Genomic DNA, 22,452 nt, shown 5'->3' on the forward strand with positions numbered 1-22,452 from the left:
GTCAGTTCCTCCGCGCCACGCCATCGGTGCGCTCGATCCGCACCACGTCGCCGCCATCGCCGCCCAGCCGCAGTTCGGCCGCGCCGAACAGGCGATCCACGATGTAGTACGGCGAGCGGAAACGATAATTCACCAGTTGCCCGTCGCCCTGCACGCCGATGACGAACAGCGGCGGCAGCTCGCCCTGGGCAATGCCCGCCGGAAACTGGATATAGACCTTCTCGCCGTCATCGAAGGCACGCAGCGGCTTCCACGGCGGGTTGCTGCCCGATACCGCGTAACGGAAGCGGATCTTCTCCAACGCCAGGCCGGTATCGACTGGCGCGGCGGCGCTGGCCGCCTGCGACTGGCGCTGCAAGGCCAGCATCCGGTCGCGTGGATAGTCCCAGGATACCGAGGCCATCCATGCCTTTTCCGTTGAGGTCAGCTCCAGCAGGTAGGTGCGCCGGCTGGTGGTGATGACCAGATTGGTTTTCAGGCCCGAGCGGATGGGCTTGACCAGCACATTAACGCGCAGCGCGTCGCTGCTGCCGCTGGACGTGTCGCCCACGATCCAGCGCACGGTATCGCCGGCGGCGACCGTCACCAGTTCCTCGCCCGGCTGGAGCGAAACCACGGTCACGCGCCCCGGCGAGGCATAGACCTGATAAAGCGCACCATCGGTGAAAGGCCACACCTGGATAGCATTGACGTAGCCCTCGCGTGTGGGTGCGATGCGTGCCTCGGCGTTGGCACGGGAAACACGTACCTTCTCGTCGGCTGGCTCCGGCGCAGCCGGGGCCGCATCGACCTCCGGCAGTGGCTTCAACTGCGCCGGCAACGCCAGCGGCTCGGGGACGGCGACGACTTCCACCGGCGCGAGCGGTTCGGGCAGCGGCTGGGCCAGCACTGGCTCATCAAGTGAGATGGTCGGCGGCGGCTTGCCCTGCGAGGCGCAGCCCGCGAGGGCAAGCAGGATCAACGGCAAAGCGTGAAAGCGGAAAGGCAGGTTCATGGCTTGGCTCCTTCGGAAGAATCCAGTTCGCGGCTCCACGACAGGCCGTTGACGTAGATACCCAACGGGTTCTTGCGCAGGCGCTGTTCGGTGCGCGGGGTTTGCAGGACGGTGGAAAGCACGGCGTTCCAGCGTTCGGTGCCAGCGGGTGCGCCATTGACGAACCGTTGCTCCGTCCAGCGCACGTTGAAAGACGTGTCGCTGGCACGCACCACGCTGGTGATCTGCACCGTCACCGATTCCTTGCCGATGCGAGCGAATGGATCATTGGTGCGGGCGTAGTCGTTGAGCACGGCCGCGCCCCGGTCGGTGGTGTAGTAGTAGGCATCGAGCCAGTTTTGCCGCACGACGATGGGGTCGATGGACAGCGAGCGCACCAGGCTGACGAAGCGTGCCAGGTGGTGCGCGATCTGCGCATCGGCGGGCCGGTACGGCGTGGCGGCCTCGCCCACGGCGCGAACCTGTCCGGCCTGATCGACCTCGATGACGTAAGGCGTCACGATGGACTGCGCCGAGCGCCATACCAGGCCACCGGCCATCAGTAGCGCGAGCACCAGGCAGCCGAAGGCCATCAGCCGCCAGTTCTTGGCCTGCACGCGGGCCGAGCCGATACGCTCGTCCCACACCTGGGCGGCGGCTTGATACGGGGTGGCAGGCTGCGGCGTATCGGCGTAGCGCACCTGCGGTCGTTTGAATCGCATGGGTGTTCTCCTTGAGGGTCAGGTATCGGAATCGCGCAGGCTCGGGCCTTGCCCTGAGCCGCCGCCGTCGCCACCGCGCAGCGTGTGGGCGGTGGTGGTCGCGGCATGGGTGATCTGCTGGCGGCGGTGCATCCGCTTGGCCCAGGCGGGTTGCTCTTGCTTCTGCGAGTTGGCAGCGCCGTCTGCGGCCTCGCTTGCGGCGGATTGGCCCGCCGCGGCTGCACCGGCATCGTCCGAAGATCCGTTCCAGCCGGCACGAAAGGAACTGGTCATCTTCTGCCCTGCTGCGGAAGCACCAGAAGCGACGCGGCGGCTGGCGGCCTGTGCGCTGGTCTTGGCGACATTGCCAAGGCCAGCCGCCGCGCCTTTGGCCCCGCCGCCCGCAGCGGTGGAACCCGCCTGGAACGCCGACCGCGCGTTGCCAGCCGCTGAGGTGGCGGCACGCGCCCCGGCACCGGCCAGCTTCGCGGCGGCTGGCGCCATGCGTGCCCCGGCGGCTACGGCGGCGCCCACGCCGGTCGCGGCGGCACCGATGGCGACGCCCGTGCCGACAGCGCCGACAGCAGCACCGGCCATCGCGCCCGCGCCAAGCTGAGGCGCACCGGACACCAGGCCGGTGGCGATGCCGGGGCCGAAGATGCCCAGCGCCAGCAGCGCGAGCGAGGCCAGCATCACGACCAGCGCATGGTCGATGGATGGTTCATCGGGATGCGCTTGGAACTCGGCGAACAGACCCGAACCGATGCCGACGATGACGGCCAGCACCAAGACTTTGATGCCCGAAGACACCACGTTGCCGAGCACCTTTTCCGCCAGGAAGCTCGTCTTGTTCCACAGCGCGAACGGCACCAGCACGAAGCCGGCGAGCGTGGTCAGCTTGAACTCGATCAGCGTGATGAAAAGCTGCACCACCAGCACGAAGAAGCAGAGGATCACCACCAGCCAGGCGAGGAACATCACCACGATGGGGTCGATGTTCACGAACACCTCGGGGAACCCGGCCATGTCCCCGATCTGTTCCAGAATCGGTGCTCCTGCGTCAATGCCGGTTTTCGCCAGCCGCCCCGGCTGAAGAAAATTCTCCATCGTGATGGCCGATCCGGTGGCCGTGATTCCCAGGCCGGCGAACGAGCGGAACACGATGCTCGCCAGCCAGTTGAAGTTGCCGATGATGTAGGCGAAGGCGCCGACGTAGAGCACCTTGCGCAGCAGCTTGGCGATCACGTCCTCGCCCTGGCCGGTGGCGTGGCTCATGGCCCAGTACAGTCCCGCGATCGTCATGTCGATGACGATGAGCGTGGCGGTGAGAAACGCCACTTCGCCTTGTAGCAGCCCGAAGCCCGAGTCGATGTAGCGCGAGAACGTATCGAGGAAACGGTCGATGATGGTCACGTCGTTCATGGCGTGTTCTCCGGCGAGGTGAGCGGCGCTGGCATGTCGTCGGTGGGCGTGTCGAAGCTCGGCGGAATCGGCGGCAGTTCGGCCAGCGATTCGTATTCGTCCGGCCCGGTGTGGCCGGCGAAGAAGCGTCGCCGGAAGGCTTCGGCGGCGGCGCGGCAGGCGTCCTCGCCTACGGTTTGCCGATCAGCCGCGCATTGCCCGCGTAGCTCCTTGAGCCGCACGGGGTCGGCGGCCAGGGCGTCGGCCAAGTTCTCGACCGGCTGCTGGCCGCAAGCGGTCAGCAGCACGGCCAGCAGGACGGAAGCGCATCGCATGGCCGCCCCCCGTCAGTTGTTGTAGAAGTTGACGGACTGCGGCGTGTACGGTGTGCCGGTGCCGAGGAAGCGCCGCCGCACTTCGCGGGCGCGTTCGGTCGCCGCCGCCTGCCGCGCCAGTTCCAGCGAAGCGGCCCGGTCTTGCGTGATCTGGAGCTGCTGCGCCTGGATCGACTGCTTGGCCTGCAAGGCGAGAAGCTGATTCGTCGCCTGCATGGCTTGCAGCGCGCCGGTGGCCGACTGGCTCTGGCTCACGAGGTCGGCCAGCGCACTTTCGTCTTGAGCAAGGTTTTGCGACACCTGCGCCTGCATCCGCATCGCGGTGTGCAGACCGTTCAAGGTGTTCTGCCAGCGTTCGCGGGCGTCCTGCGCCATGCGGTCGCCGCTGATAGTGGCGGCATATTGCTCCGGGTACAGGCGGGCGAACGTGGCGTCCATGCTCTGCACGTCGTAGGCCAGGCCGCGTGCCTCGGCGATCAGGCGCTCAGTGGTGGCGAGCGTCGAGCGCAGCCGATTGACGATGTTGAAGTCCAGCTTCGCCAGATTGCGCGCCTGGTTCATCAGCATCTGCGCTTCGTTCTGGAGCTGGTTGATCTGGTTGTTGATCTGCTCCAGCGTGCGGATGGCTGTCAGCGTGTTCTGCACGAAGTTCGACGGGTCGAACACCGTCAGCGCGGACGCGGGCTGCACGGCCAGCAGCGATACCGACAGCACGGCGGCGAGCGAGACGGACAGCAAACGGGGCTTAGTCTTCATGGTGAAACCTCCAGTGGTTGGGAGTTGAGAAACGAAGCGGCCGCCGGTGAGGACGGCAGCAGGTCGGCGGCCCAGTCGAGGCCGCGATGGCGCAGCCACGCGCCGGTGAAGCCGGGGGCGCCGGCCTGCGTCAACACGCGGTCGATGTCGCGTTGGTCTTGAGGGGTGGATGCGCCCGCGAAGGCGAGCGCCAACGGCCCCAGGTCGAGGTCGAATAGGCGGTTGCCGAGACGCGACTGGTAGTAGTAGTCGCGCTTGGGCTGCGCGGTGGCGACGATCTCGATCTGCCGGCTGTTGAGCCCGAAACCCTCATAGATCGTGCGAATCTGCGGCTCGGTCGCCTGCGGGTTAGGCAAGAAAATCCGACTGGCGCAGCTCTCGATGATCGCGGGCGCGATGGTCGAGTCCTTGATGTCTGCCAGGCTCTGCGTGGCGAAGATGACGCTGACGTTCTTTTTCCTGAGCGTCTTGAGCCATTGCCGGATGCGGGCCGCGAAAGATGGCTCATCGAGGAACAGCCAGGCTTCATCCAGAATCAGCAGCGTGGGCGCACCATCGAAACGCTCATCGAAGCGGGCGAACAGGTAGCGCAGCACCGCTTGCACGGCGGCGGGGCTGTGCATCAGTTCTTCCATCTCGAAGCCCTGCACGTCGGCCATGCCCAGCCGGTCGCGGTCGGCGTCCAGCAGCTTGCCGTGGGCGCCGCCAAGCACATAGGGCGACAGCGCTTGCCGTAGCGCGTTCGATTGCAGCAGCACGGAAAGCCCGGTCAGCGTGCGCTGTTCCACCGGCGCACCGGCGAGGCTACCCAGCGCCGACCAGATGGCTGCCTTCTCGTCGGGGCCGACGGTCACGCCTTCGTGCAGTAGCCGGCCTTCCACCCATTCAGCCGCCCAGGTGCGGTAGCCCTCGCTGTCGATACGGGCCAACGGCTGAAAGGCGATGCCGCCATCGGCGCCGAGGTCGTAGTGTTCGCCGCCGAGGCCGAGGATGGTGGCACGCATGGAGCGGCCCATGTCGAAGGCGAAGATCCGCGAGCCGAAGTAGCGCCGGAACTGCATGGCCAGAATGGCAAGCAGTACCGACTTGCCCATGCCGGTCGGCCCGGCGACCAGTGTGTGGCCCACGTCGCCGATGTGCGTGACCAAGCGAAAAGGCGTCGCGCCATCGGTGCGGGTGACGATCAGCGGCGGGCCGTCCAGATGGTCGTTCTTCTCCGGCCCGGCCCACACCGCCGACAGCGGCATCATGTGCGCCAGGTTCAGCGTCGAGACGATGGGCTGGCGCACGTTCGCGTAAGCGTTGCCGGGGATGGACGACAGCCAGGCATCGACCGCGTTCAAGGTTTCGGGAATCGTCACGAAGCCCCGACCCTGGATGACGCGCTCCACCATGCGCAGCTTCTCGTCGGCCACTGCCGGGTCGGCGTCGAGCACTGTCACCGTGGCGGTGAGATAGCCGAACGCGACTTGATCGCTGCCCAACTCCTGCAAGGCCGCATCGGCGTCGGCGGCCTTGTTGCTGGCGTCGGTATCCACCAGCGGGCTTTCCTGCTGGAAGATCGTTTCGCGCAGCAGTGCGACGACGTTCTTGCGCTTGGCGAACCACTGGCGGCGCAGGCGGCCGAGTTCCTTTTCGGCCTCGGCTTTGTCCATGCAGAGAAAGCGTGTGCTCCAGCGGTAGCCAAAGCCCAGGCGGTTGAGGTCGTCCAGAATCCCCGGCCAGGTCGAGGTCGGAAAGCCACGCACCGACACCACCCGCAGGTGCTGGTCGCCCAGCATCGGCGCAAGGCCACCGACCAGGGCGCAGTCGGCCAGTAGCGCGTCGATATGGAACGGTACTTCGGGTACGCCGAGCCGGTAGCGCCGCGTCGAAACCGTCGCGTGCAGGCCGGTCAGCGTGTCGTCGTCATCGAGCCAGGCGATTTCCGGCATCACGCCATCGAGCAGATCGAACACGCGATCGGTTTCAGCCACGAAGGCATCGAGCCGACCACGCCAGTCCACGCCGTCGCCGGGCGAGTTCTCGTAGAGCAGCTTGGCAGCGCGGGCGCGCGATTCCTCCGGCGGGAGAAACACCATCGTCAGGTGATAACCGCTCTCGAAGTGATGGCCCGATTCCTCGAAGGCGGCGCGGCGTTCCTCGTCCACCAGCCAGGACAGCGGCTCGGGAAAATCCGAGTGCGGATAGCCCGCAGCCGGTCGGCGCTCGGCCTCGATGAACAAGGCCCAGCCCGAACCCAGGCGGCGCAGCGCGTTGTTGAGCCGCGCGGATGCGGCGATCAACTCGCCTTGCGTGGCGCTGTCCAAGTCCGGCCCGCGAAAACGTGCCGTGCGCTGGAAAGAGCCATCCTTGTTCAGCACAACGCCCGGCGCGATCAGCCCGGCCCAGGGAAGCCAGTCGGCCAGCAGCGCGGGCCGCTGGCGGTATTCGGCAAGGTTCAGCATGGCATCGTCCTCACACGTCCAGCAGCGGCTTGTGCTTGATGTGCCGGGCGAAGACCTGCATGAACTGCGGATCGACACGCGCGCCCCATACGGCCAGCGAATGGCCGACGATCCAGAGCACCACGCCGGGAATCCACAGTTGCAGGCCCAGCCCCACGGCGGCGGCCAGCGTGCCGTTCGCAATGGCGACCGTGCGCGGCGCACCACCAAGCAGGATTGGCTCGGTCAGCGAGCGATGCAGCGGCACCTCGAAGCCGGGAAGATCGTTGGCCGTGCTCATACGACGGCCCCGCCGGAGAAGCTGAAGAACGACAGGAAGAACGAGGACGCGGCGAACGCAATGGACAGACCGAAGACGATCTGGATCAGTTTGCGAAAGCCTCCCGACGTGTCGCCGAAGGCGAGCGCGAGGCCCGTGGCGATGATGATGATGACCGCGACGATGCGTGCGACCGGCCCCTGAATCGACTCCAAGATCGACTGCAACGGCCCCTCCCACGGCATCGAGGAACCGGCGGCCTGCGCCGTATCCGCCAGGAACAGCAGCAGTGCGGCCAGCAGCAGCCCCTGCCCCGCAGGGCGCGCGAGGCTGCGCAGCCGCATGAGACCGGACAGGTGGGGAAGCGGATTTACGGAAAAGCGGAAAGCATGGGCGTGTGTCATGGCAGTTCTCCAGGTTGGTCAGGGGACGGGGGAAGCGCAGCGGCGTCGGCTGCGAGCGGAAGCGGGATCAATTCGGGAAACGGCGTTTCCAGCGCGTCCGCCAGGCGATAGCCGGTGCCGTCGAAGCCGACGACACGGGCGATGGTTTCGACGTGGCGCTTGCGGCCACGTCCGGCGATGTGGATGACGACGTTGACCGCCTCGGCGATCAGCGCCCGTGGCGGATTCACTGCGACTTCGAGGATCAACTGTTCGAGGCGCAGCAAAGCGCCTAGCGCGGAACCGGCGTGGATGGTGGCGATGCCGCCGGGGTGGCCTGTTCCCCACACTTTGATGAGGTCGAGGGCTTCGCCGCCGCGTACTTCGCCGACGACGACGCGATCCGGGCGCAGGCGCATCGTGGCGCGCACCAGTTCCTGCATCGACACCACGCCCGCACGGGTGCGCAGCGGCACATGGTCACGGGCTGCGCATTGCAGCTCGATGGTGTCTTCGAGCACCAGCACGCGGTCGCCGGTGGCGGCGATCTCGGCCAGCAAAGCGTTGGCGAGGGTGGTCTTGCCGGTACTGGTGCCGCCGGCGATCAGTACGTTCTGGCGCTCGCGCACGGCGCGGCGCAGGAAGTCCGCCTGGCCAGCGGTCAGGATGCCGTCGGCCACATACTGATCCAGGCCGATGATGTTCACGGCACGCTTGCGCAGCGCGAAGGCCGGGCCGGGAGCGGCTGGCGGCAAGATGCCCTCGAAGCGTTCGCCCGTCTCCGGCAGCTCGGCGGTTAGCAGCGGCTGGCCGCGATGCACTTCCGCACCGACGTGCGCAGCCACCAGGCGGATGATGCGTTCGCCATCGGCTTCGGGCAGTTCCACGCCCAGCGGTGCGCGGCCCGACGACAGCCGATCCACCCATAGGGTGCGGTCGGGGTTGAGCATGATTTCCACCACGTCCGGGTCTTCGAGCGCGGTGGCAATCAGCGGCCCCATTGCCGTGCGCAGCATCTGGATTCGTCGATCCAGTGAGGTTGCGGCGGACGAACGAGGTTGAGGCGGGATCTGCGGAACGGCGCTCATGAGGCCCGCTCCCGCGCTTCGGCCAGCGCCACCGCGTCATCCAGTCGCATCGGGTCGGGATGCAGCTCCTCCACCACGTCGCGCACCAGGCTGCGCCCGCGCAGCAGATGGCGGCCGAGCTGTTCGACGAACTGCTCGAAGCGTGCCTTGCCCTGGGCGCGAGCCGCTTCTTGATGGGCCTCGGGAACCGGCGTGCTGACGGTGAGGAAGTAGCGGATGAACAGCGCCAGCGTTTCGATCTGGATGTTCTGGTCGCGCTCCAGGCGTTCGGCCTGCCGTGACAAGCGATCCAGTCGCTTGGCGATGGCGGCCTCGCGCTGGTCGCCTGCGTCCGGCGACAGCCAGGACGCCAGCGCCGCCGCGACGATGGACGACTTGGACACGCCTTTCTTGGCGGCCAGTTCTTCCAGGCGCTTGGCGTGCTCGTGCTGAATGAACAGGTTGAGGCGGTATTGGCTCATAAGTCGATTCCGTCGTTGGGGTCGAGGGAAGCCAGCCGGGCCGTGCGCTGCATGGCCGGGTCGAGCTGGCCGGGAAGCGGCAGCGGCAGGTCGTCGTCATCGAGCAGCGCGAGGTCGGAAGCGTGTGCGTCCGGCTCGGGGTCGTAGGCGACGGTTTCGGAGAGTTCGGGCTGGCGGCGCAGGCCGCCGTCGTCGGCGCCGCCGGGGTCATCGGCGGATGCCGTGGCCAGCGCCACAGGCACGGTCGGGATCGCCAGGTCGCTCCAGTCGTCGAGCCGCGATGGCGGCGCGTCGGCGTACTGCCCGGCTGCCAGCGTGGGCGGCGGTAGTACGCGGCGCTTGAAGTTGGCGTCGGCGTAGTAGCGCAATTTCTTCGCCTTGATCGGCGCGACGCTGGACACCATCACCACCGATTCGTCTGGCGGAAGCTGCATCACTTCGCCAGGCGTCAGCAGTGGCCGTGCGGTTTCCTGCCGTGACACCATCAGATGGCCCAACCACGGCGCGAGCCGGTGGCCGGCATAGTTGCGCTGCGCACGCAGTTCGGTAGCCGTGCCCAGGGTTTCGGAAATGCGCTTGGCAGTGCGTTCGTCGTTGGTCGCAAACGTCACGCGAACGTGGCAGTTGTCGAGGATGGAATGGTTCTGCCCATACGCCTTGTCGATCTGGTTCAGGCTCTGAGCGATGAGAAAGCTGCGGATGCCATAGCCGGCCATGAAGGCAAGCGCGGACTCGAAGAAGTCCAGGCGGCCCAACGCCGGGAACTCGTCGAGCATCAGCAGCAGTTTGTGGCGACGGGCGATGCCGTCGGAACCGTCGAGCGATTCGGTCAGCCGCCGCCCGATCTGGTTGAGGATCAGCCGAATCAGCGGCTTGGTACGGCTAATGTCCGAAGGCGGCACCACCAGATAGAGCGATACCGGATGCTCGGCGGAAATCAGGTCGGCGATGCGCCAGTCGCAGCGCGACGTGACTTCGGCCACGGTCGGGTCGCGGTACAGGCCGAGAAACGACATGGCGGTGGAGAGCACACCCGACCGCTCGTTGTCCGACTTGTTGAGCACTTCACGCGCAGCGGATGCGACAACCGGGTGCGGTGCGTCGCCCAGGTGCTTGGTCGTCATCATCCGGTGCAAGGTCAGCTCGAATGGGCAAGCCGGGTCGCTGAGGAAGTTGGCGACGCCGCGCAGCGTCTTGTCCTCGCTGGCGTAGAGCACGTGCAGGATGGCTCCGACCAGCAGTGCGTGACTGGTCTTTTCCCAATGGTTCCTGCGTTCGAGCGCCCCGTCTGGATCGACCAGAATGTCCGCCACGTTCTGAACGTCGCGCACTTCATGCGCGCCGCGCCGGACTTCCAGCAATGGGTTGTACGCGGCCGACTTCGCATCGGTCGGGTTGAACAGCAGGCAATGCGAGAAGCGCGAGCGCCAGCCGGCCGTCAGCGTCCAGTTCTCGCCTTTGATGTCGTGGATCACGACGGACGCAGGCCAGCTCAACAAGGTGGGCACCACCAGGCCCACGCCCTTGCCCGAGCGTGTCGGCGCGAAGGTCAGGACGTGCTCCGGGCCTTCGTGCCGCAGGTACTGGCCGCGATGCAGGCCGAGGAAAACGCCGTCGGGTTGGGTCAGCCCGGCTTTGCGAACGTCATCCGCATCGGCCCAACGTGCAGAGCCGTAGGTGGTGACAAGGCGCGATTGCCGCGAGCGCCATACCGACATGGTGATGGCGACCACAACGGCAACCAGGCCGCTGCCGCCCGCGATGGCACCGCCCACGTCGAAGACATGCGGCGCGTAGGCATCGAAGAAGAACCACCACTCAAAGAGTCGCCAGGGGTGATAGACCGGCGTTCCAAAGAAGTCGAACCACGGCGAGCCAAGGCGTAGTTGATAACCCAGGGCGGCGGCTGTCCATTGCGTTGCACTCCACACACCGGCGATCACGATGCCGAAGACGGCGGCGATCTGCCCGAACAGCACGCCCTGAGCTTGCATTGACTGGCCTCCGATATTCCCTGCGCTGATTCCTCATCCAAATGCGGCACAAGGACGTGCCGCATAGCGCGAGGATCAGTGCCGGGTCAGTGCCGGTCAAAGACTGTTATCGGAAGCAAGATGATGAAAAAAGCATCGTTTCAGGCTGTGTAGAACCCAATAAAAACGCCGCAGGCGCGGGCGCACTGCGGCGTGTTGGCAAAGAAGAACAGTTTTTTTGCGACGGACTGGTAATCAGAACTTCGGTGGTGTTTCCGGTGGTGTGTAGGGCGTTGTTCCATCGCCATAGAATCGTTTGCGTGTGGCTTCGGCCACTCGATTGCACAGCACTTCGCCCAGCGTCGCGCGGTCGATCTTGCATTGCTGACGCAGCTCCTTCAACCGCGCCGGATCGGCGGCCAGTCCCTCCACGGTAGGCACGTTGGCCTGCTTGGGTGCCTCCGATGGGCCGCAAGCGGCCAGCAGTACGGTCAGCAGGAACGGAATGGATTTCTTCATGGCTCGATTTCCTCCTGGGGGGCAGGTTCAGGTGGCGGTGCTGGCTTCACTCCTTCGGGCAACTCGATGGCCCGCACTCGCTCGATAAACCGGGACAACACTTCCGAAGTCTCGCCTTCACGCCGAAGAAGGTAGGTCTTCAGCATGGGGGAGCGACCCGCCAAGGGGCGGGCCACCACGCCGGACTCCCGGCTTGCGGTGATATGCGGCCCGGAGGTCAATCCCAAGGCAAAGCCCGCAGAAACCACCACCATCATCAGATCGAGCGAGGCGACGCGCTCACAGATCAGGGGTTCCCGCCCAGCGTGGCGCAGCACCCGCTCAACCTGTCTCGCGTGGCCCTCGCACGCCTGCGGGTCGCATAACACCAATGGAAAATGCAGGACTTCATCCAAGGGAATGCGCTTGTACCTGAGCAAATGGTGTCGTGCAGGTACGGCCACCATCATCGGGTCACTCCACACTGCTTCTGCTGCAATGCCTTCCCCCACTTCATCCGACTGCGCAAAACCTATGTCGTACAGATCATCGTGCAATCCCTTGATCTGCTGTGACAGTGGCACCTCAAAAAGTCGAATATCAACTTCGGGTTCTTCCTGCCGACAGATCGCTAGCAAAGTCGGTAGACGCGATGGAGTAATGCTGTCGGATAAGCTGATGCGCAACTGCCCATGAAATCCGTTGGCCGCTGCCTTCACGCTGTCGCGGGCCTGCTGCAAGGTGCCGAAGATGCGCGGTACATGCTCCAGAAACAGCTTGCCCGCCCGCGTCAACCTTGTGCTGCGACTGGTACGGACGAACAATTGCTCACCCAGGTCTTCTTCCAGTTCCTTGATGGTGCGTGACAGCGGCGACTGCTCAATATGCAGTCGCTCGGCCGCACGCGCGAAGTGGAGTTCTTCGGCAACGGCGAGGAAACAGCGCAGGTGACGTAACTCCATAGCTCAGTATCCTCGTCCAGATTCCAGCATCAGTGCGATTCGGCTCGAACTCGCCCTGCGGTCGGAGCGCGACGCAGGACCAGCAGTTGCACCAGCGTGCCCAAGGCCGCAACGATGCCCGCACCGCTGGCCAGCAAGCTTACCGGCCACTGCTGGAGCAGCAGCACGCCGCCCAGCGCCGCGCCGATGGCACTGCCCAGGTACAGCGCCGATTCGTTGAGCGCCACGGCCAGATTGCCATCGCCTTGCTGCTCGCGTGCATGGATCAGTTCGTTGTTCTGCGGCACCTGCAGCGCCCAGCCCACCGCGCCCCAAACAGCGATCGGCAGCATCACCAACCATGCGCCCAGTGCAGCCGTAGCCGGCAGCAGGAACAGCGCCACGGCCAGAATCGCCATGATCCACAAGGTCAACAGCGGCCCCTTGACCCGATCCACCAGCGGCCCGATCAGGAAGCTGCCGAGCACGCCACCCACACCCCACACCCATAGGTAGGGCGTGGTCGAACGGGCCAGACCATCGCCAGTGGCGGCCAGTAGCGGCGCGATGAAGGTGTACATGCCCAGGCTGGCGATGGCGGCCAACAGCGACACCAGCAGGATGGCGACCACGCGGCCATCGGCCAGCAGGGCCAGCTTGGCTTTGAGTGGCGTGGCGGCTGCGGGGGGAAACACTGGCAGCCTCAGCGCCAGCCCCACCCAAGACAAGGCGCCCAACGCGGCGACCAGCCACAGCGCGGATGCCCAACCCAGGCGATCAGCCAACAGCAGGCTCAAGGGCACGCCAAGCACGGTGCCGCTGGCCATGCCGCCCATGATCACCGCAATGGCTTTGCCACGCTGGTCGGGGACTGACAGGGCCGCCGAGGCTGCGATGCCCATGGCGAGGTAGACGCCGGCACCGATGCCCGCGATGGCGCGGAAGATCAGCAGCGCAGTGAAGTTGGTTGCCAAGGCGCTAGCACCATTAGCGAGCACGAACAAACCGAGCGCAAACAACAAGCCGCCGCGTTGCCGATGGGCCGGCAGCAGCGCGACGAACAGCGGTGAGCCCAGACCGTAGGCCAGGGTGAAGGCTGTCACCAGTTGCGCCGCGAGGGCGACGGGCACCGCGAAGGCTGTTTCGATCATCGGGATCAGGCCTGCGGTGACGTAGGACGCCATGCCCAGGGCGAAGGCACCGAGGGCGATGAGATAAACCGGGGATTGCGTGGGGCGGGACATAGTGGGGCTCCCAAGGGATGTAAAAGAGCGGGGACGCGCACGCGACCGTGCGCATTCCACGGTCGCGTCAGAGAGCGAGCTCGACCTGGTATTCGGCCAGCCAGGCGTTCAAGCCGATCGCCAGCTCCATGCCCATTCGGTCGTACATCGGCGACAGGTCGCCGAGCGGCTTGGCCAGGGTGTGGGCGACACGCTGCCGATCAAGCAGCGGCAGTACCGGCGCGGAGGGGTCGGCCAGGATGGCGGCCAGCGATTCGCGTAGGCCGCGCTCGTAGGCAGGGTCCTGGGTCGAGGGGTATGGGCTCTTGACCCGCTCGGCGATGCTGTCGGGCAGCAGGTCGCGGGTGGCGGCACGCAGGATGCTTTTCTCCCGACCATCGAAGGCCTTCATCTCCCAGGGGATGTTGAAGGCGTACTCGACCAGACGGTGGTCGCAGAAAGGCACGCGCACTTCCAGGCCCACGGCCATGCTCATGCGATCCTTGCGGTCGAGCAGCGTCTGCACGAAGCGTGTCAGGTTCACGTAGCTCATCTGGCGCATGCGCCGGTTGGTCGAGTCCTCGCTGGGCAGCACCGGGGTTTCGGCCAGCGCCTGGCTGTAGCTGTCGCGCAGGAAGCTGTCCATCTGCAAGGTGTCCAATAAATCCTGGGCGAACAGGGTCTTGCCGTCGAAGTATTTGCCAGTGACCGAGGTTAGCCACGGATAGGTCTGGGCCGCGATCGCCTCCGGGTCGTGGAACCAGCGATAGCCGCCGAACACCTCGTCGGCCGACTCACCGGACAGCGCCACCGTCGAGTGACGACGGATCTCCTGGAACAGGCGATACAGCGAGGGCCACATGTCGCCCCAAAACGCCGGCGGCAGATCCAGTGCGCGGACGATCTTGGCACGCAGCTCCGGGTCGGCTAGCTCGCGGCTGTCGAGCACGATCTCGCCATGGGTGGAGCCGATGCGTTCCACCAGATCGCGCACAAATGGTGCATCGGGCGTTCCCCGCACGGCGTCGCCGCTGAAGCCACCGCCATGATCCGCGAAGTCCACCGAGAACGAACGGATATTGTCCTTACCGGCGGCCAGCAGTTTCTTAGAGGCCAGGGCAGTGATGATCGAGGAGTCGAGGCCACCGGAAAGCAGGCTGCACAGTGGTACGTCGGCGACGATCTGCCGATCGACGATGTCCTCCAGCAGATCGCGGGTGTGGCGAATGGTCTGTTCCAGCGTGTCGCCATGCTCGCGAGCCTCCAGTGTCCAGTAGCGGTGGCGCGACAGGCCGGTGCGACCCACCCGGATCATTTCGCCGGGCAACACCTCGCGCATGCCGGCGAAGATGGCTTGTCCCGGCGTCTTGACCATCTCCAGGATCTCCCGCAGCCCATCTGCCGCCACCTTGCGTGGCACCAGCGGGTGGGCGAGCAGTGCCTTGGGTTCGGAGCCGAACACCACGCCGTCGTCGGTCTGGAAGTAGTACAGCGGCTTTACGCCCATGCGGTCACGCACCAGCAGCAGTTGCTGTTTGGCACGATCCCAGAGGGCGAACGCATACATGCCGTTGAGCCGCTCGACGAAGGCTGCGCCCCATTCCAGGTAGGCACGCAGGACTACCTCGGTATCGCTTTGCGTCTCGAAGCGGTGGCCGCATGCCTGAAGGTCACAACGCAGCTCGCAGAAGTTGTAGACCTCGCCCGTGTAGCTGATGACCGCGGCAGCACGCTGGCCGCCGTGGTCGGCCACCATCGGCTGGCGGCCACCTTCCAAGTCGATGATCGACAAGCGCCGGTGGCCCAGGCCGATTGGGCCGTCGATCCAGATGCCTTGTGCATCCGGGCCGCGCGGTGCCAGGGTATCGGTCATGCGCTGCAAGGTCTTGCGGTGCGCCTCCATGTCATGGCTGAACGCAAGCCAGCCTGTCATTCCACACATGGTCACTCCTTTCAATGGTTAGTCGGTCTCAGCCGAGGCTTTCGAGGTCTGCGCTCGCGGGGATAAGCAGGCGTGTGCCGCCGCGCACGTAGCGGGCCAGCGGCGGCGATCCAAGCTGCTGGCCGATGCCGTCGAGCAGGTGTTGTAGGTGGATCGCGTCATCGAGGCCGGCAAAGGGTTGACGTGGCGGTGCGTCCAGCGCCGCCACGCGCAGGGCGTCTTCGCACAGCCGCGACAGCTTGAGCAACGTTTCCAGCCCGGCTTCCCCAGGGGCCGTGTGGTATTCGTCCACCACCACCTCCCGGCCGTCACCATCGCGGGTCCAGATGCGCAGTTCGTCGTGATCCCAGGCCGGGGTGTCGTAGACCAGCCGCGCGTGGAAAATCCGGCCTACCGGATCGGAAAACGAGAAGTCCACCGTGCGCTGCCGCTGGATGTTGACGAAGCTGCTGTAGCCTGCCACCACCGCCTCGCCCAGGGTGGCGGTGAGCATCACCGTGTCCGGCACCTTGGAACCGGAGAGGGAAAAGTCCGAACCGATGCCGATCGCCTGGCGCACGCACAGCGTTTCGTCGAGCGCACCAATCCACTGCACCAGGTCCAGAGCGTGAATTACCTCGCTGCTCACGCCGCAGGTGGGCCGGTAGTCGTTCAGCCTATCCTTGCCCCAATGAAAGCTGGCGCGGATCAGCGACCAGCCCTGCTGGGCCACCCGTTCTTTCAAGCGTTGCGAGGCGTACGAATAGCGTTCCACCAGGTCCAGCGCGAAGCCTTGGGTTTGCGCCAGTCCGGTGCAGACGCGCGGCCAATCATCTCCTGGAGCCGCCAGCGGTTTCTCGCAGAGCACGAAGCCATCGAACCCGGCTAGGTCGCGCAAGATGCCCACATGCCCGTGGTCGTTGACGCTGACTACCACCATGTCCGGGCGGAACTCGGCCAACGCCCGGGGGACATCGGAGTAATACGACAGGGTTTCGCCGCTGCGTTCACGGCGTGCCACGTAGGCCATGTCGAGTGGCAGATCCAGCTTGCCGGCAAGATGATGAAACGCGCGACGGTAGCGCTGGCCGGCATAGCCCAGGCCAACAATGAGCAGCTTCATGGTCGACCTCCGACGAAGCTCAGCAGGCCTTCCGGGCTGCGTGCGAAACCGAGCTTGCGGTACAACGCTTCGGCGGCCGGGGTCGTCTCCAGCAGCACCTTAGTCGCACCGTGTCCGGCGAACCATTGCAGCAGCTCGCGCATTAGCCGCTCGGCAATACCCTGGCGCCGGCAGGCGGGCACCACCACCACCGACTGCACCCAGCCGCACCAGCCGGTCAGACCATCCGGTGCGGGTGGGCGTCGGTCTATAAGGCCGGTGGCGCAGGCCACGACCTCACCTGCCTGTTCGGCGACGACGATCCGCACTTGCGCGTCGCCGGGCAGCATCTGGGCCAGCCATTCTTGATAGGCGATCTTCCAGCGTCGGCTTTCATCGGGCGTGCGGCTCACATAGCTCGCCTCGGATGCGCCATCGAGCAAATTGGCACGCAGCGCTACCAGCGCGTCGATGTCCGCCAACGCAGCCGGGCGAACCGTCCAGGCAGTCTTTGGCATATCACGACACCTCCTGTAAGGCGGTGGCTGTTGCTGGTGTCTGCAAGGGAATCTCGAAATGCATAAACACCTCGCGCAATGCTTCGGCAAGTTGGTCGATCTGCGTGTCGCTGTGATTCGGGGTAGCGTTAACCCGAAAGCGTTCGGTGCCGACTGCCACCGAGGGGAAGTTGATTGGCTGCAAGTAAATGCCGTGTACGCGCAGCAGCCTTTCGGCGGCGGCCTTGCATTTACCTGCGTCGCCGATCCGTACCGGCAGCACATGCGTGGTTGAGCACGGCATCACAGGGATGCCAAAGGCATTCAACGCTTGCCGCAGGCGACGGGTCTGCACATGCAGTCGTTCGCGTTCATCTACATGCGCTTTCAGGTGCTCGACGCTGGCCAGGCAACCGGCCGTCACCGCTGGCGGCAGCGACGTGGTGAAGATGAAGCCAGTGGCGAACGAGCGAACTGCGTCGATTAGCCATGATGTACCGGCGATGTAGCCGCCGATCACGCCAATCGCCTTGGCCATCGTGCCCTGGATGATGTCCACTTGATCGGCAACGCCTTCGAGCGCCGCCAGCCCGGCACCGCGCGCGCCATACATGCCCACCGCATGAACTTCGTCCAGATAGGTCAGCGCGTTGTGGCGGTGGGCCAGAGCGACAATCTCGGCGATGGGCGCAACATCGCCGTCCATGGAATACACCGACTCGAAGATCACGATCTTCGGCCGTTCGCGCGGATACTGAGCCAGCAGCGTTTCCAGATGCGACAGGTCGTTATGACGGAAGACCTGGCGCTCACCAGTCGTCGCACGGATGCCGTTGATGATTGACGCATGGTTCATTTCGTCGCTGATGACCACGCAGTCGGGAATCTGCCGCAACAGGCACTGCAGCGACGCATCGTTAGAACTGAAACCCGTTGGAAAGACCAGTGCCGCCTCTTTGGCATGCCAATCGGCCAGGCTGCGCTCTAACTTGTCGTAGAGCCCGTGGCTGCCGCCGATGTTGCGCGAACCACCCGAGCCGGCACCGTAGAGATCAATCGCCTCGTGCATGGCCTTGCGCACGACCGGATGCTGGGACATGCCCAAGTAGTCGTTACTGCACCAGACAACCACCGAACGCTCGTCGTTGCCTTCGAGCTGCGCCAACGGGTACTGGCCGCAGATCCGGTTCAAGGTCACAAAGGTGCGGTATTGCCCGGTCGCCTTCAATCCATTCAGCTTTTCACTCAACAAGCGCTGGTACATGCCCATTTCTCCTTGGTTCCGCTACACCTCAATGGCGATTTCGCAAGCACCCGCTGCGGGCCGTTGCGGCACTGAAACAGTGGGATATACCGATTGTGGGCGCGTCTTTTAACTATTACAATTTAACTATTTATACTGTTACTCAAGGTAATGGCATGAGTATCATTCGCAATATGGAGCGCACCCGCAAGGAACTGTCCGAGTTCCTGCGCAGCCGTCGCGAGCGGCTGAGCCCGATAGACGCAGGCTTACCGGCGGGTGGTCGCCGCCGCACGCCGGGGCTGCGGCGCGAAGAGGTGGCGGCTCTGGCTGGCGTGGGCTTGACCTGGTACACATGGCTGGAGCAAGGGCGCGATATCAGCGTGTCCGCCACCTTCCTGGACAACCTGGCACGCGTGCTCAAACTCGATGCGGCGGAGCGGCGCTACCTGTATTTGCTCACGCAACAACGCCCGCCCGCCGAGCCGGGCAAGACGTGGTGCGTCGTACCGCCAGTGATTCATCGGCTCATGGGCGACCTGATCACACGCCCCGCCTATGTCATCAATCTGCGTTGGGACGTCCTGGCCTGGAACACAGTGGCGGACCGTGTATTTCGCTTTTCCCAACATGCTCCTGAGCGCCGCAACTTGTTGTGGATGTTGTTCGCTGACGAACCGACCCAGGCGCTGTTCGATCCCTGGGATGACCAGGCGCTGCAAATGCTGTCCCACTTTCGCCGTGATTTCGTCAAGGCAACGCAGGAGCCTGATATCTGTGCATTGATTAAGGATTTAGAGAAGGTCTCACCTGACTTCCGAGAATGGTGGCAACGGCAGGACATTCACGGACCTGACCATGGCTGGCGGCGCCTGCATCTCGAAGGGATCGGTCCGGTGGCATTCGACTACACCAAGCTGACGATTGACGAGGATCATCATTTGCGGCTGGTGTACTACGCGGCAATGGAAGATGACGGCGGCACGCGAGGATTCGCGAAGTGGTTAAACCAGGCCGAAGCGACGGAGGCTTGAGATTCGGGCATACGGGCTAACCGATGGCAGGCCCCCCTTGTCGCCCCATCTCCCAGGAAACGCTACCGCCGCGCATCGTCGCTGCAAGCGGCTGTCCCAGCCGCTGCTCGGTCACTGGTTTCCACTTGGCAACGTGGCGGGCTTGTCCAGTAAGACGAAAACAAGGACAGCGAGCAGTGCCCCGGATAGCGGTGCCAGCCAATAGACCCAGTGGTATTCCCAGTGATGGCTGAACAGTGCAGGCCCGAAACTTCGCGCTGGATTCATGCCAGCGCCTGTGATGTGTCCACCGATCAGCGCTCCCAAGAACACCATCGCGCCGATGATTAGTGCATTGGTCGTGCGCAACACGGTCAAAACAAGGAAGAAAGTCAGAATTGCCTCCACCATAAAACCATTCGCCAGACTGACGCCGGTGCTGATTCGGGTAGTGCCTGCTTCAATCCGTTGCCCGAACAGGGCGAACAAAGCGGCCGATGCCAAGCAGGCACCGATAATTTGTGCAATGGTGTAGTAGAGCAGGCATCTATAAGAACATCTGCCGGTAGCGCAGAGCGAAAGCGTCACCACAGGATTGAGGTGGGCGCCGCTTGTTATTGAAATACCGCTGATGATGCAGGTGACGCTGACCCCGAACGCAAGCGCGACGCCGAGGTAACTGACCGCATCGCTTTGCTTGCTTAGTATCGCTGCGCCAGCTCCGATGAAAATCAACGTGAAAACGCCGATCAACTCAGATAGAAAATTTCGCCACTGTGTAGGAAGCATACGGACTCCTCCATGAACTACCGGCCTTGTTCAATGCGGCGCCCCTGTTACGCAGCATTCCTATCTGTTCCGTTTGAAAACACTGAGATCAGGAAGGCGTAATGAACTCTCCTAATCTCACTTCATGCTGCGTACCAAATGGGGGCTTTTAGGGATGGTCTGAAGTAGTCATGTATTTCCGGCCGACTTCAGCGCTCGTCGATTTTTAAAACAGCAGCCCGAGCAAAAACGATCAAGTCTCCCGCTCATTTCGATGTTTTTGGCCGCCACGAGCACCTCGCAGCAGCCTTTTCCCACATTACAGGCGCACCTCTCCCGCAGTCGCCAGTAAATGTCTGCGCACCATCCACAGGTTTGACAGGGCGAACAGCGTCACCAGTTGCGCGGTGTTCTTGGCCAGCCCCCGAAAGCGCGTCTTCACATAACCGAACTGGCGCTTGATCACCCGGAACGGGTGCTCGACCTTGGCCCGCACCTGCGCCTTGGCCTTTTCAATCTTGCGCTTGGCTTTGTAGAGCGGGCTGTTCTTGCCGAGTTTTCTGTAAGTGCTGCGACGTGCCGCGACCTGCCAGATCACTTCGCGGCCCGCATGTTCTGAGCGCTTTTCGACCCCGGTGTAACCGGCATCGGCGCAGACGACGTTCTCCACGCCATGCAGCAGTTTGTCGACCTGAGTAACGTCTGCAACATTGGCTGCTGTGCCTACCACGCTATGTACTAAACCCGACTCGTCATCGACGCCGATGTGCGCCTTCATGCCGAAGTAATACTGGTTTCCCTTCTTGGTCTGGTGCATTTCCGGGTCGCGCTTGCCCTCCTTGTTCTTGGTCGAACTCGGCGCATTAATCAGCGTCGCATCAACGATAGTGCCTTGCCGCAAGGACAGACCGCGGTCGCCCAGATAGCCATTGATGACAGCCAGAATGCCGGTAGCCAGTTCGTGTTTCTCCAGCAGCCGACGGAAGTTGAGGATGGTGGTTTCGTCAGGAATGCGCTCCAGGCTCAACCCGGCAAACTGGCGCAGGATGGTCGTTTCGTACAGCGCTTCTTCCATCGCCGGGTCGCTGTACCCGAACCAGTTCTGCATCAGATGAACCCGCAGCATGGCCATCAGCGGGTAGGCCGGTCGACCACCTTCACCCTTGGGGTAATGCGGATCGATCAGGGCAATCAAACCCTTCCACGGCACCACCCGATCCATTTCGACCAGGAACAGTTCTTTGCGGGTCTGCTTGCGCTTGCCGGCGTACTCGGCGTCGGCGAAGGTCATCTGTTTCATCGGAAAACTCGGCGGGTGGGGTCCGGGTATTTTGTCAAAATCAGGAAGTCTTTTTCAGACCATCCTTAGCATCCGCAACCACTAGGGCCGCACACACCCGCATCGGCCAGCGCCGGCGTAAATTCAATCTGCTGTGCCCCGCACTGGAAAAGCCCATAGTGCCGTCGGCCCTCGCCAATCACATCGAACAAGGTGCGATAGCGACTCTTGCGGATCATGTCGGCGGTGTTGCGGCATACCGATACCGCCCGGCCAGTATCGAAAGCATGGCCGTTATCCAGCACGAATCGGTCAGGAGCTTCTGGAAGGTTGCCCTTGTAGATGGCAACTTGACCATAATCCTCGCAGCGATCTTCCAGATCCATTTTGAACAAGCGCAGAGTGATCGAATACAGCTTCGCCCCGCCGAGCTTGGCTTCGATGGCGGGATTGGCGATGGTTTTCAGCGCTTTGGCGGTGATCCGTACATCAAGGAAACCGGCAGCTCGTGCCAAACGCACGAAGTCCTCGAAATACAGGGCATCGCCGATACATTCACCGACGATGAGCGGGTCGTTTTTCAACTCCGGTGCCAGCCTGCGATCCGCATAAATATCGGCGAAGTAGATTTCCCCGCCCGGTTTGAGCAGTTTTGCCATGCCCGCCAATACATCGGCCTTGGTCATGGATAGGTTGATTACGCAGTTGGAAACGATGACATCAACGCTTTCGGGTGCAATGCCTAGCTTGTCCAGGGCTTCGATCTTGCCCTGTAGGAATTGGACGTTGCTTTTGGCGTAGCCGAATACCTCGCGGTGGTGCTCCACATAATCTTGAGCGAAGGCGATTTGTTCGGCCGTGGCATCTACGCCGATTACCTTGCCTTGCTCACCGACCAGACTGGACAGGACGAAGCAATCGCGCCCGCCGCCGCAACCCAGGTCTAGCACAGTGGCGCCTTCCAGCAGCGGCGGGAACGGCGCCCCGCAACCGTAAAAGCGCATCTGCACATCTTCGTGGATTTGCGCCAGGATGGCCTTGATGGTCTCGGATGGCGGTTCGTCCACTGTGCAGACATTGGTCGCCAAATCTTCCTTGTCAGTCAAGGTGCCGCCGTAGTAATGCTGAACCTCCTCGACGCGCCGTTCCAGGGTATGGGCTTGATTGCTCATGGTCTGCCTTCCTTCCTT

22 protein-coding genes are annotated in these 22,452 nt (G+C 63.8%); 1 reads left to right on the plus strand and 21 read right to left on the minus strand.

Annotated elements, in window-relative coordinates; all coding sequences use genetic code 11:
- Position 1: 1 nt before the first annotated feature.
- From trbG to hemA, 18 genes are all read right to left on the minus strand, one after another.
- Positions 2–994 carry a P-type conjugative transfer protein TrbG gene (gene trbG / locus YA0848_RS01915; protein WP_021204027.1) on the minus strand — a complete coding sequence of 331 codons (993 nt, stop codon included), beginning with the start codon at positions 992–994 and terminating at the stop codon, positions 2–4.
- Positions 991–1,695 (minus strand): conjugal transfer protein TrbF, encoded by a 705-nt coding sequence (trbF, locus tag YA0848_RS01920; RefSeq protein ID WP_023094632.1) that lies wholly within the window; start codon positions 1,693–1,695, stop codon positions 991–993. Before trbF ends, trbG begins: the two co-directional genes overlap by 4 nt.
- Before the next feature lie 18 nt (positions 1,696–1,713).
- Entirely contained in the window at positions 1,714–3,096 is a 1,383-nt protein-coding gene (gene trbL / locus YA0848_RS01925) for a P-type conjugative transfer protein TrbL (RefSeq protein WP_023094631.1), read from the minus strand.
- A complete protein-coding gene (locus tag YA0848_RS01930) occupies positions 3,093–3,410 on the minus strand; it encodes a hypothetical protein (protein WP_011716363.1) in 318 nt (105 codons plus the stop codon). Before YA0848_RS01930 ends, trbL begins: the two co-directional genes overlap by 4 nt.
- Positions 3,411–3,422: 12 nt before the next feature.
- On the minus strand, positions 3,423–4,166 hold the full coding sequence (gene trbJ / locus YA0848_RS01935) for a P-type conjugative transfer protein TrbJ (RefSeq protein ID WP_011716362.1): 744 nt from the start codon (positions 4,164–4,166) through the stop codon (positions 3,423–3,425).
- Positions 4,163–6,613: a conjugal transfer protein TrbE gene (gene trbE, locus YA0848_RS01940; protein ID WP_023094630.1), complete on the minus strand. Its 2,451-nt coding sequence runs from the start codon at positions 6,611–6,613 to the stop codon at positions 4,163–4,165. Before trbE ends, trbJ begins: the two co-directional genes overlap by 4 nt.
- 10 nt (positions 6,614–6,623) lie before the next feature.
- Positions 6,624–6,893, minus strand: coding sequence for a VirB3 family type IV secretion system protein (locus YA0848_RS01945; RefSeq protein WP_011716360.1), 270 nt, complete (start codon positions 6,891–6,893; stop codon positions 6,624–6,626).
- The gene (locus tag YA0848_RS01950) at positions 6,890–7,276 is read right to left on the minus strand and encodes a TrbC/VirB2 family protein (protein ID WP_011716359.1); all 387 of its coding nucleotides are present in this window, start codon (positions 7,274–7,276) and stop codon (positions 6,890–6,892) included. The genes YA0848_RS01945 and YA0848_RS01950 overlap by 4 nt, the downstream gene beginning before the upstream one ends.
- Positions 7,273–8,343 carry a P-type conjugative transfer ATPase TrbB gene (gene trbB / locus YA0848_RS01955; RefSeq protein WP_011716358.1) on the minus strand — a complete coding sequence of 357 codons (1,071 nt, stop codon included), beginning with the start codon at positions 8,341–8,343 and terminating at the stop codon, positions 7,273–7,275. Before trbB ends, YA0848_RS01950 begins: the two co-directional genes overlap by 4 nt.
- Positions 8,340–8,804 carry a CopG family transcriptional regulator gene (locus YA0848_RS01960; RefSeq protein WP_011716357.1) on the minus strand — a complete coding sequence of 155 codons (465 nt, stop codon included), beginning with the start codon at positions 8,802–8,804 and terminating at the stop codon, positions 8,340–8,342. Before YA0848_RS01960 ends, trbB begins: the two co-directional genes overlap by 4 nt.
- Complete coding sequence (locus YA0848_RS01965) at positions 8,801–10,798, minus strand: conjugal transfer protein TraG (protein WP_023094629.1); 1,998 nt, start codon at positions 10,796–10,798, stop codon at positions 8,801–8,803. The genes YA0848_RS01960 and YA0848_RS01965 overlap by 4 nt, the downstream gene beginning before the upstream one ends.
- 234 nt (positions 10,799–11,032) lie before the next feature.
- Positions 11,033–11,296 (minus strand): hypothetical protein, encoded by a 264-nt coding sequence (locus YA0848_RS01970; RefSeq protein WP_023094628.1) that lies wholly within the window; start codon positions 11,294–11,296, stop codon positions 11,033–11,035.
- Positions 11,293–12,237, minus strand: coding sequence for a LysR family transcriptional regulator (locus tag YA0848_RS01975; RefSeq protein WP_023094627.1), 945 nt, complete (start codon positions 12,235–12,237; stop codon positions 11,293–11,295). The genes YA0848_RS01970 and YA0848_RS01975 overlap by 4 nt, the downstream gene beginning before the upstream one ends.
- Positions 12,238–12,266: 29 nt before the next feature.
- On the minus strand, positions 12,267–13,460 hold the full coding sequence (locus YA0848_RS01980; protein ID WP_023094626.1) for an MFS transporter: 1,194 nt from the start codon (positions 13,458–13,460) through the stop codon (positions 12,267–12,269).
- 67 nt (positions 13,461–13,527) lie between these two features.
- On the minus strand, positions 13,528–15,381 hold the full coding sequence (gene asnB / locus YA0848_RS01985; protein ID WP_023094625.1) for an asparagine synthase (glutamine-hydrolyzing): 1,854 nt from the start codon (positions 15,379–15,381) through the stop codon (positions 13,528–13,530).
- Positions 15,382–15,409: 28 nt separating this feature from the next.
- Entirely contained in the window at positions 15,410–16,483 is a 1,074-nt protein-coding gene (locus YA0848_RS01990; protein ID WP_023094624.1) for a Gfo/Idh/MocA family oxidoreductase, read from the minus strand.
- Positions 16,480–16,980, minus strand: coding sequence for a GNAT family N-acetyltransferase (locus YA0848_RS01995; RefSeq protein WP_023094623.1), 501 nt, complete (start codon positions 16,978–16,980; stop codon positions 16,480–16,482). Before YA0848_RS01995 ends, YA0848_RS01990 begins: the two co-directional genes overlap by 4 nt.
- A 1-nt stretch (position 16,981) precedes the next feature.
- Complete coding sequence (gene hemA / locus YA0848_RS02000; protein WP_023112213.1) at positions 16,982–18,223, minus strand: 5-aminolevulinate synthase; 1,242 nt, start codon at positions 18,221–18,223, stop codon at positions 16,982–16,984.
- Between the two features lie 155 nt (positions 18,224–18,378).
- On the opposite strand from hemA, the gene YA0848_RS02005 reads away from it, so the two are divergent.
- Entirely contained in the window at positions 18,379–19,236 is an 858-nt protein-coding gene (locus YA0848_RS02005; RefSeq protein WP_023094621.1) for a helix-turn-helix transcriptional regulator, read from the plus strand.
- A 111-nt stretch (positions 19,237–19,347) separates the two neighbouring features.
- On the opposite strand, the gene YA0848_RS02010 is transcribed toward YA0848_RS02005, so the two are convergent.
- The 3 genes from YA0848_RS02010 to YA0848_RS02020 all read right to left on the minus strand — a co-directional run bounded on the left by YA0848_RS02010 (position 19,348) and on the right by YA0848_RS02020 (position 22,434).
- Complete coding sequence (locus YA0848_RS02010) at positions 19,348–20,004, minus strand: MIP/aquaporin family protein (protein WP_023094620.1); 657 nt, start codon at positions 20,002–20,004, stop codon at positions 19,348–19,350.
- A 298-nt stretch (positions 20,005–20,302) separates the two neighbouring features.
- Positions 20,303–21,283: an IS5 family transposase gene (locus YA0848_RS02015; RefSeq protein ID WP_023094619.1), complete on the minus strand. Its 981-nt coding sequence runs from the start codon at positions 21,281–21,283 to the stop codon at positions 20,303–20,305.
- A gap of 65 nt (positions 21,284–21,348) precedes the next feature.
- Positions 21,349–22,434 (minus strand): methyltransferase domain-containing protein, encoded by a 1,086-nt coding sequence (locus YA0848_RS02020; protein WP_023094618.1) that lies wholly within the window; start codon positions 22,432–22,434, stop codon positions 21,349–21,351.
- Positions 22,435–22,452: the final 18 nt, after the last annotated feature.

Origin of the sequence: Pseudomonas sp. S4_EA_1b, assembly GCF_016307435.1 — a bacterium.
GTDB classification, from domain to species: Bacteria; Pseudomonadota; Gammaproteobacteria; order Pseudomonadales; family Pseudomonadaceae; genus Aquipseudomonas; species Aquipseudomonas rhodesiae.

Excerpts from the sequence above, each read along its gene's own strand:
- hemA (WP_023112213.1), bottom strand. The coding sequence starts at position 18,223 with ATGTACCAGCGCTTGTTGAGTGAAAAGCTGAATGGATTGAAGGCGACC.
- YA0848_RS01995 (WP_023094623.1), bottom strand. The coding sequence starts at position 16,980 with ATGCCAAAGACTGCCTGGACGGTTCGCCCGGCTGCGTTGGCGGACATC.
- YA0848_RS01945 (WP_011716360.1), bottom strand. The coding sequence starts at position 6,893 with ATGAGCACGGCCAACGATCTTCCCGGCTTCGAGGTGCCGCTGCATCGC.
- YA0848_RS02010 (WP_023094620.1), bottom strand. The coding sequence starts at position 20,004 with ATGCTTCCTACACAGTGGCGAAATTTTCTATCTGAGTTGATCGGCGTT.
- trbB (WP_011716358.1), bottom strand. The coding sequence starts at position 8,343 with ATGAGCGCCGTTCCGCAGATCCCGCCTCAACCTCGTTCGTCCGCCGCA.
- YA0848_RS01980 (WP_023094626.1), bottom strand. The coding sequence starts at position 13,460 with ATGTCCCGCCCCACGCAATCCCCGGTTTATCTCATCGCCCTCGGTGCC.
- YA0848_RS01975 (WP_023094627.1), bottom strand. The coding sequence starts at position 12,237 with ATGGAGTTACGTCACCTGCGCTGTTTCCTCGCCGTTGCCGAAGAACTC.
- YA0848_RS02020 (WP_023094618.1), bottom strand. The coding sequence starts at position 22,434 with ATGAGCAATCAAGCCCATACCCTGGAACGGCGCGTCGAGGAGGTTCAG.
- YA0848_RS01990 (WP_023094624.1), bottom strand. The coding sequence starts at position 16,483 with ATGAAGCTGCTCATTGTTGGCCTGGGCTATGCCGGCCAGCGCTACCGT.
- YA0848_RS01930 (WP_011716363.1), bottom strand. The coding sequence starts at position 3,410 with ATGCGATGCGCTTCCGTCCTGCTGGCCGTGCTGCTGACCGCTTGCGGC.
- trbE (WP_023094630.1), bottom strand. The coding sequence starts at position 6,613 with ATGCTGAACCTTGCCGAATACCGCCAGCGGCCCGCGCTGCTGGCCGAC.
- YA0848_RS02015 (WP_023094619.1), bottom strand. The coding sequence starts at position 21,283 with ATGAAACAGATGACCTTCGCCGACGCCGAGTACGCCGGCAAGCGCAAG.
- trbG (WP_021204027.1), bottom strand. The coding sequence starts at position 994 with ATGAACCTGCCTTTCCGCTTTCACGCTTTGCCGTTGATCCTGCTTGCC.
- YA0848_RS01950 (WP_011716359.1), bottom strand. The coding sequence starts at position 7,276 with ATGACACACGCCCATGCTTTCCGCTTTTCCGTAAATCCGCTTCCCCAC.
- trbF (WP_023094632.1), bottom strand. The coding sequence starts at position 1,695 with ATGCGATTCAAACGACCGCAGGTGCGCTACGCCGATACGCCGCAGCCT.
- trbL (WP_023094631.1), bottom strand. The coding sequence starts at position 3,096 with ATGAACGACGTGACCATCATCGACCGTTTCCTCGATACGTTCTCGCGC.
- YA0848_RS01970 (WP_023094628.1), bottom strand. The coding sequence starts at position 11,296 with ATGAAGAAATCCATTCCGTTCCTGCTGACCGTACTGCTGGCCGCTTGC.
- YA0848_RS01960 (WP_011716357.1), bottom strand. The coding sequence starts at position 8,804 with ATGAGCCAATACCGCCTCAACCTGTTCATTCAGCACGAGCACGCCAAG.
- YA0848_RS02005 (WP_023094621.1), top strand. The coding sequence starts at position 18,379 with ATGAGTATCATTCGCAATATGGAGCGCACCCGCAAGGAACTGTCCGAG.
- asnB (WP_023094625.1), bottom strand. The coding sequence starts at position 15,381 with ATGTGTGGAATGACAGGCTGGCTTGCGTTCAGCCATGACATGGAGGCG.
- YA0848_RS01965 (WP_023094629.1), bottom strand. The coding sequence starts at position 10,798 with ATGCAAGCTCAGGGCGTGCTGTTCGGGCAGATCGCCGCCGTCTTCGGC.
- trbJ (WP_011716362.1), bottom strand. The coding sequence starts at position 4,166 with ATGAAGACTAAGCCCCGTTTGCTGTCCGTCTCGCTCGCCGCCGTGCTG.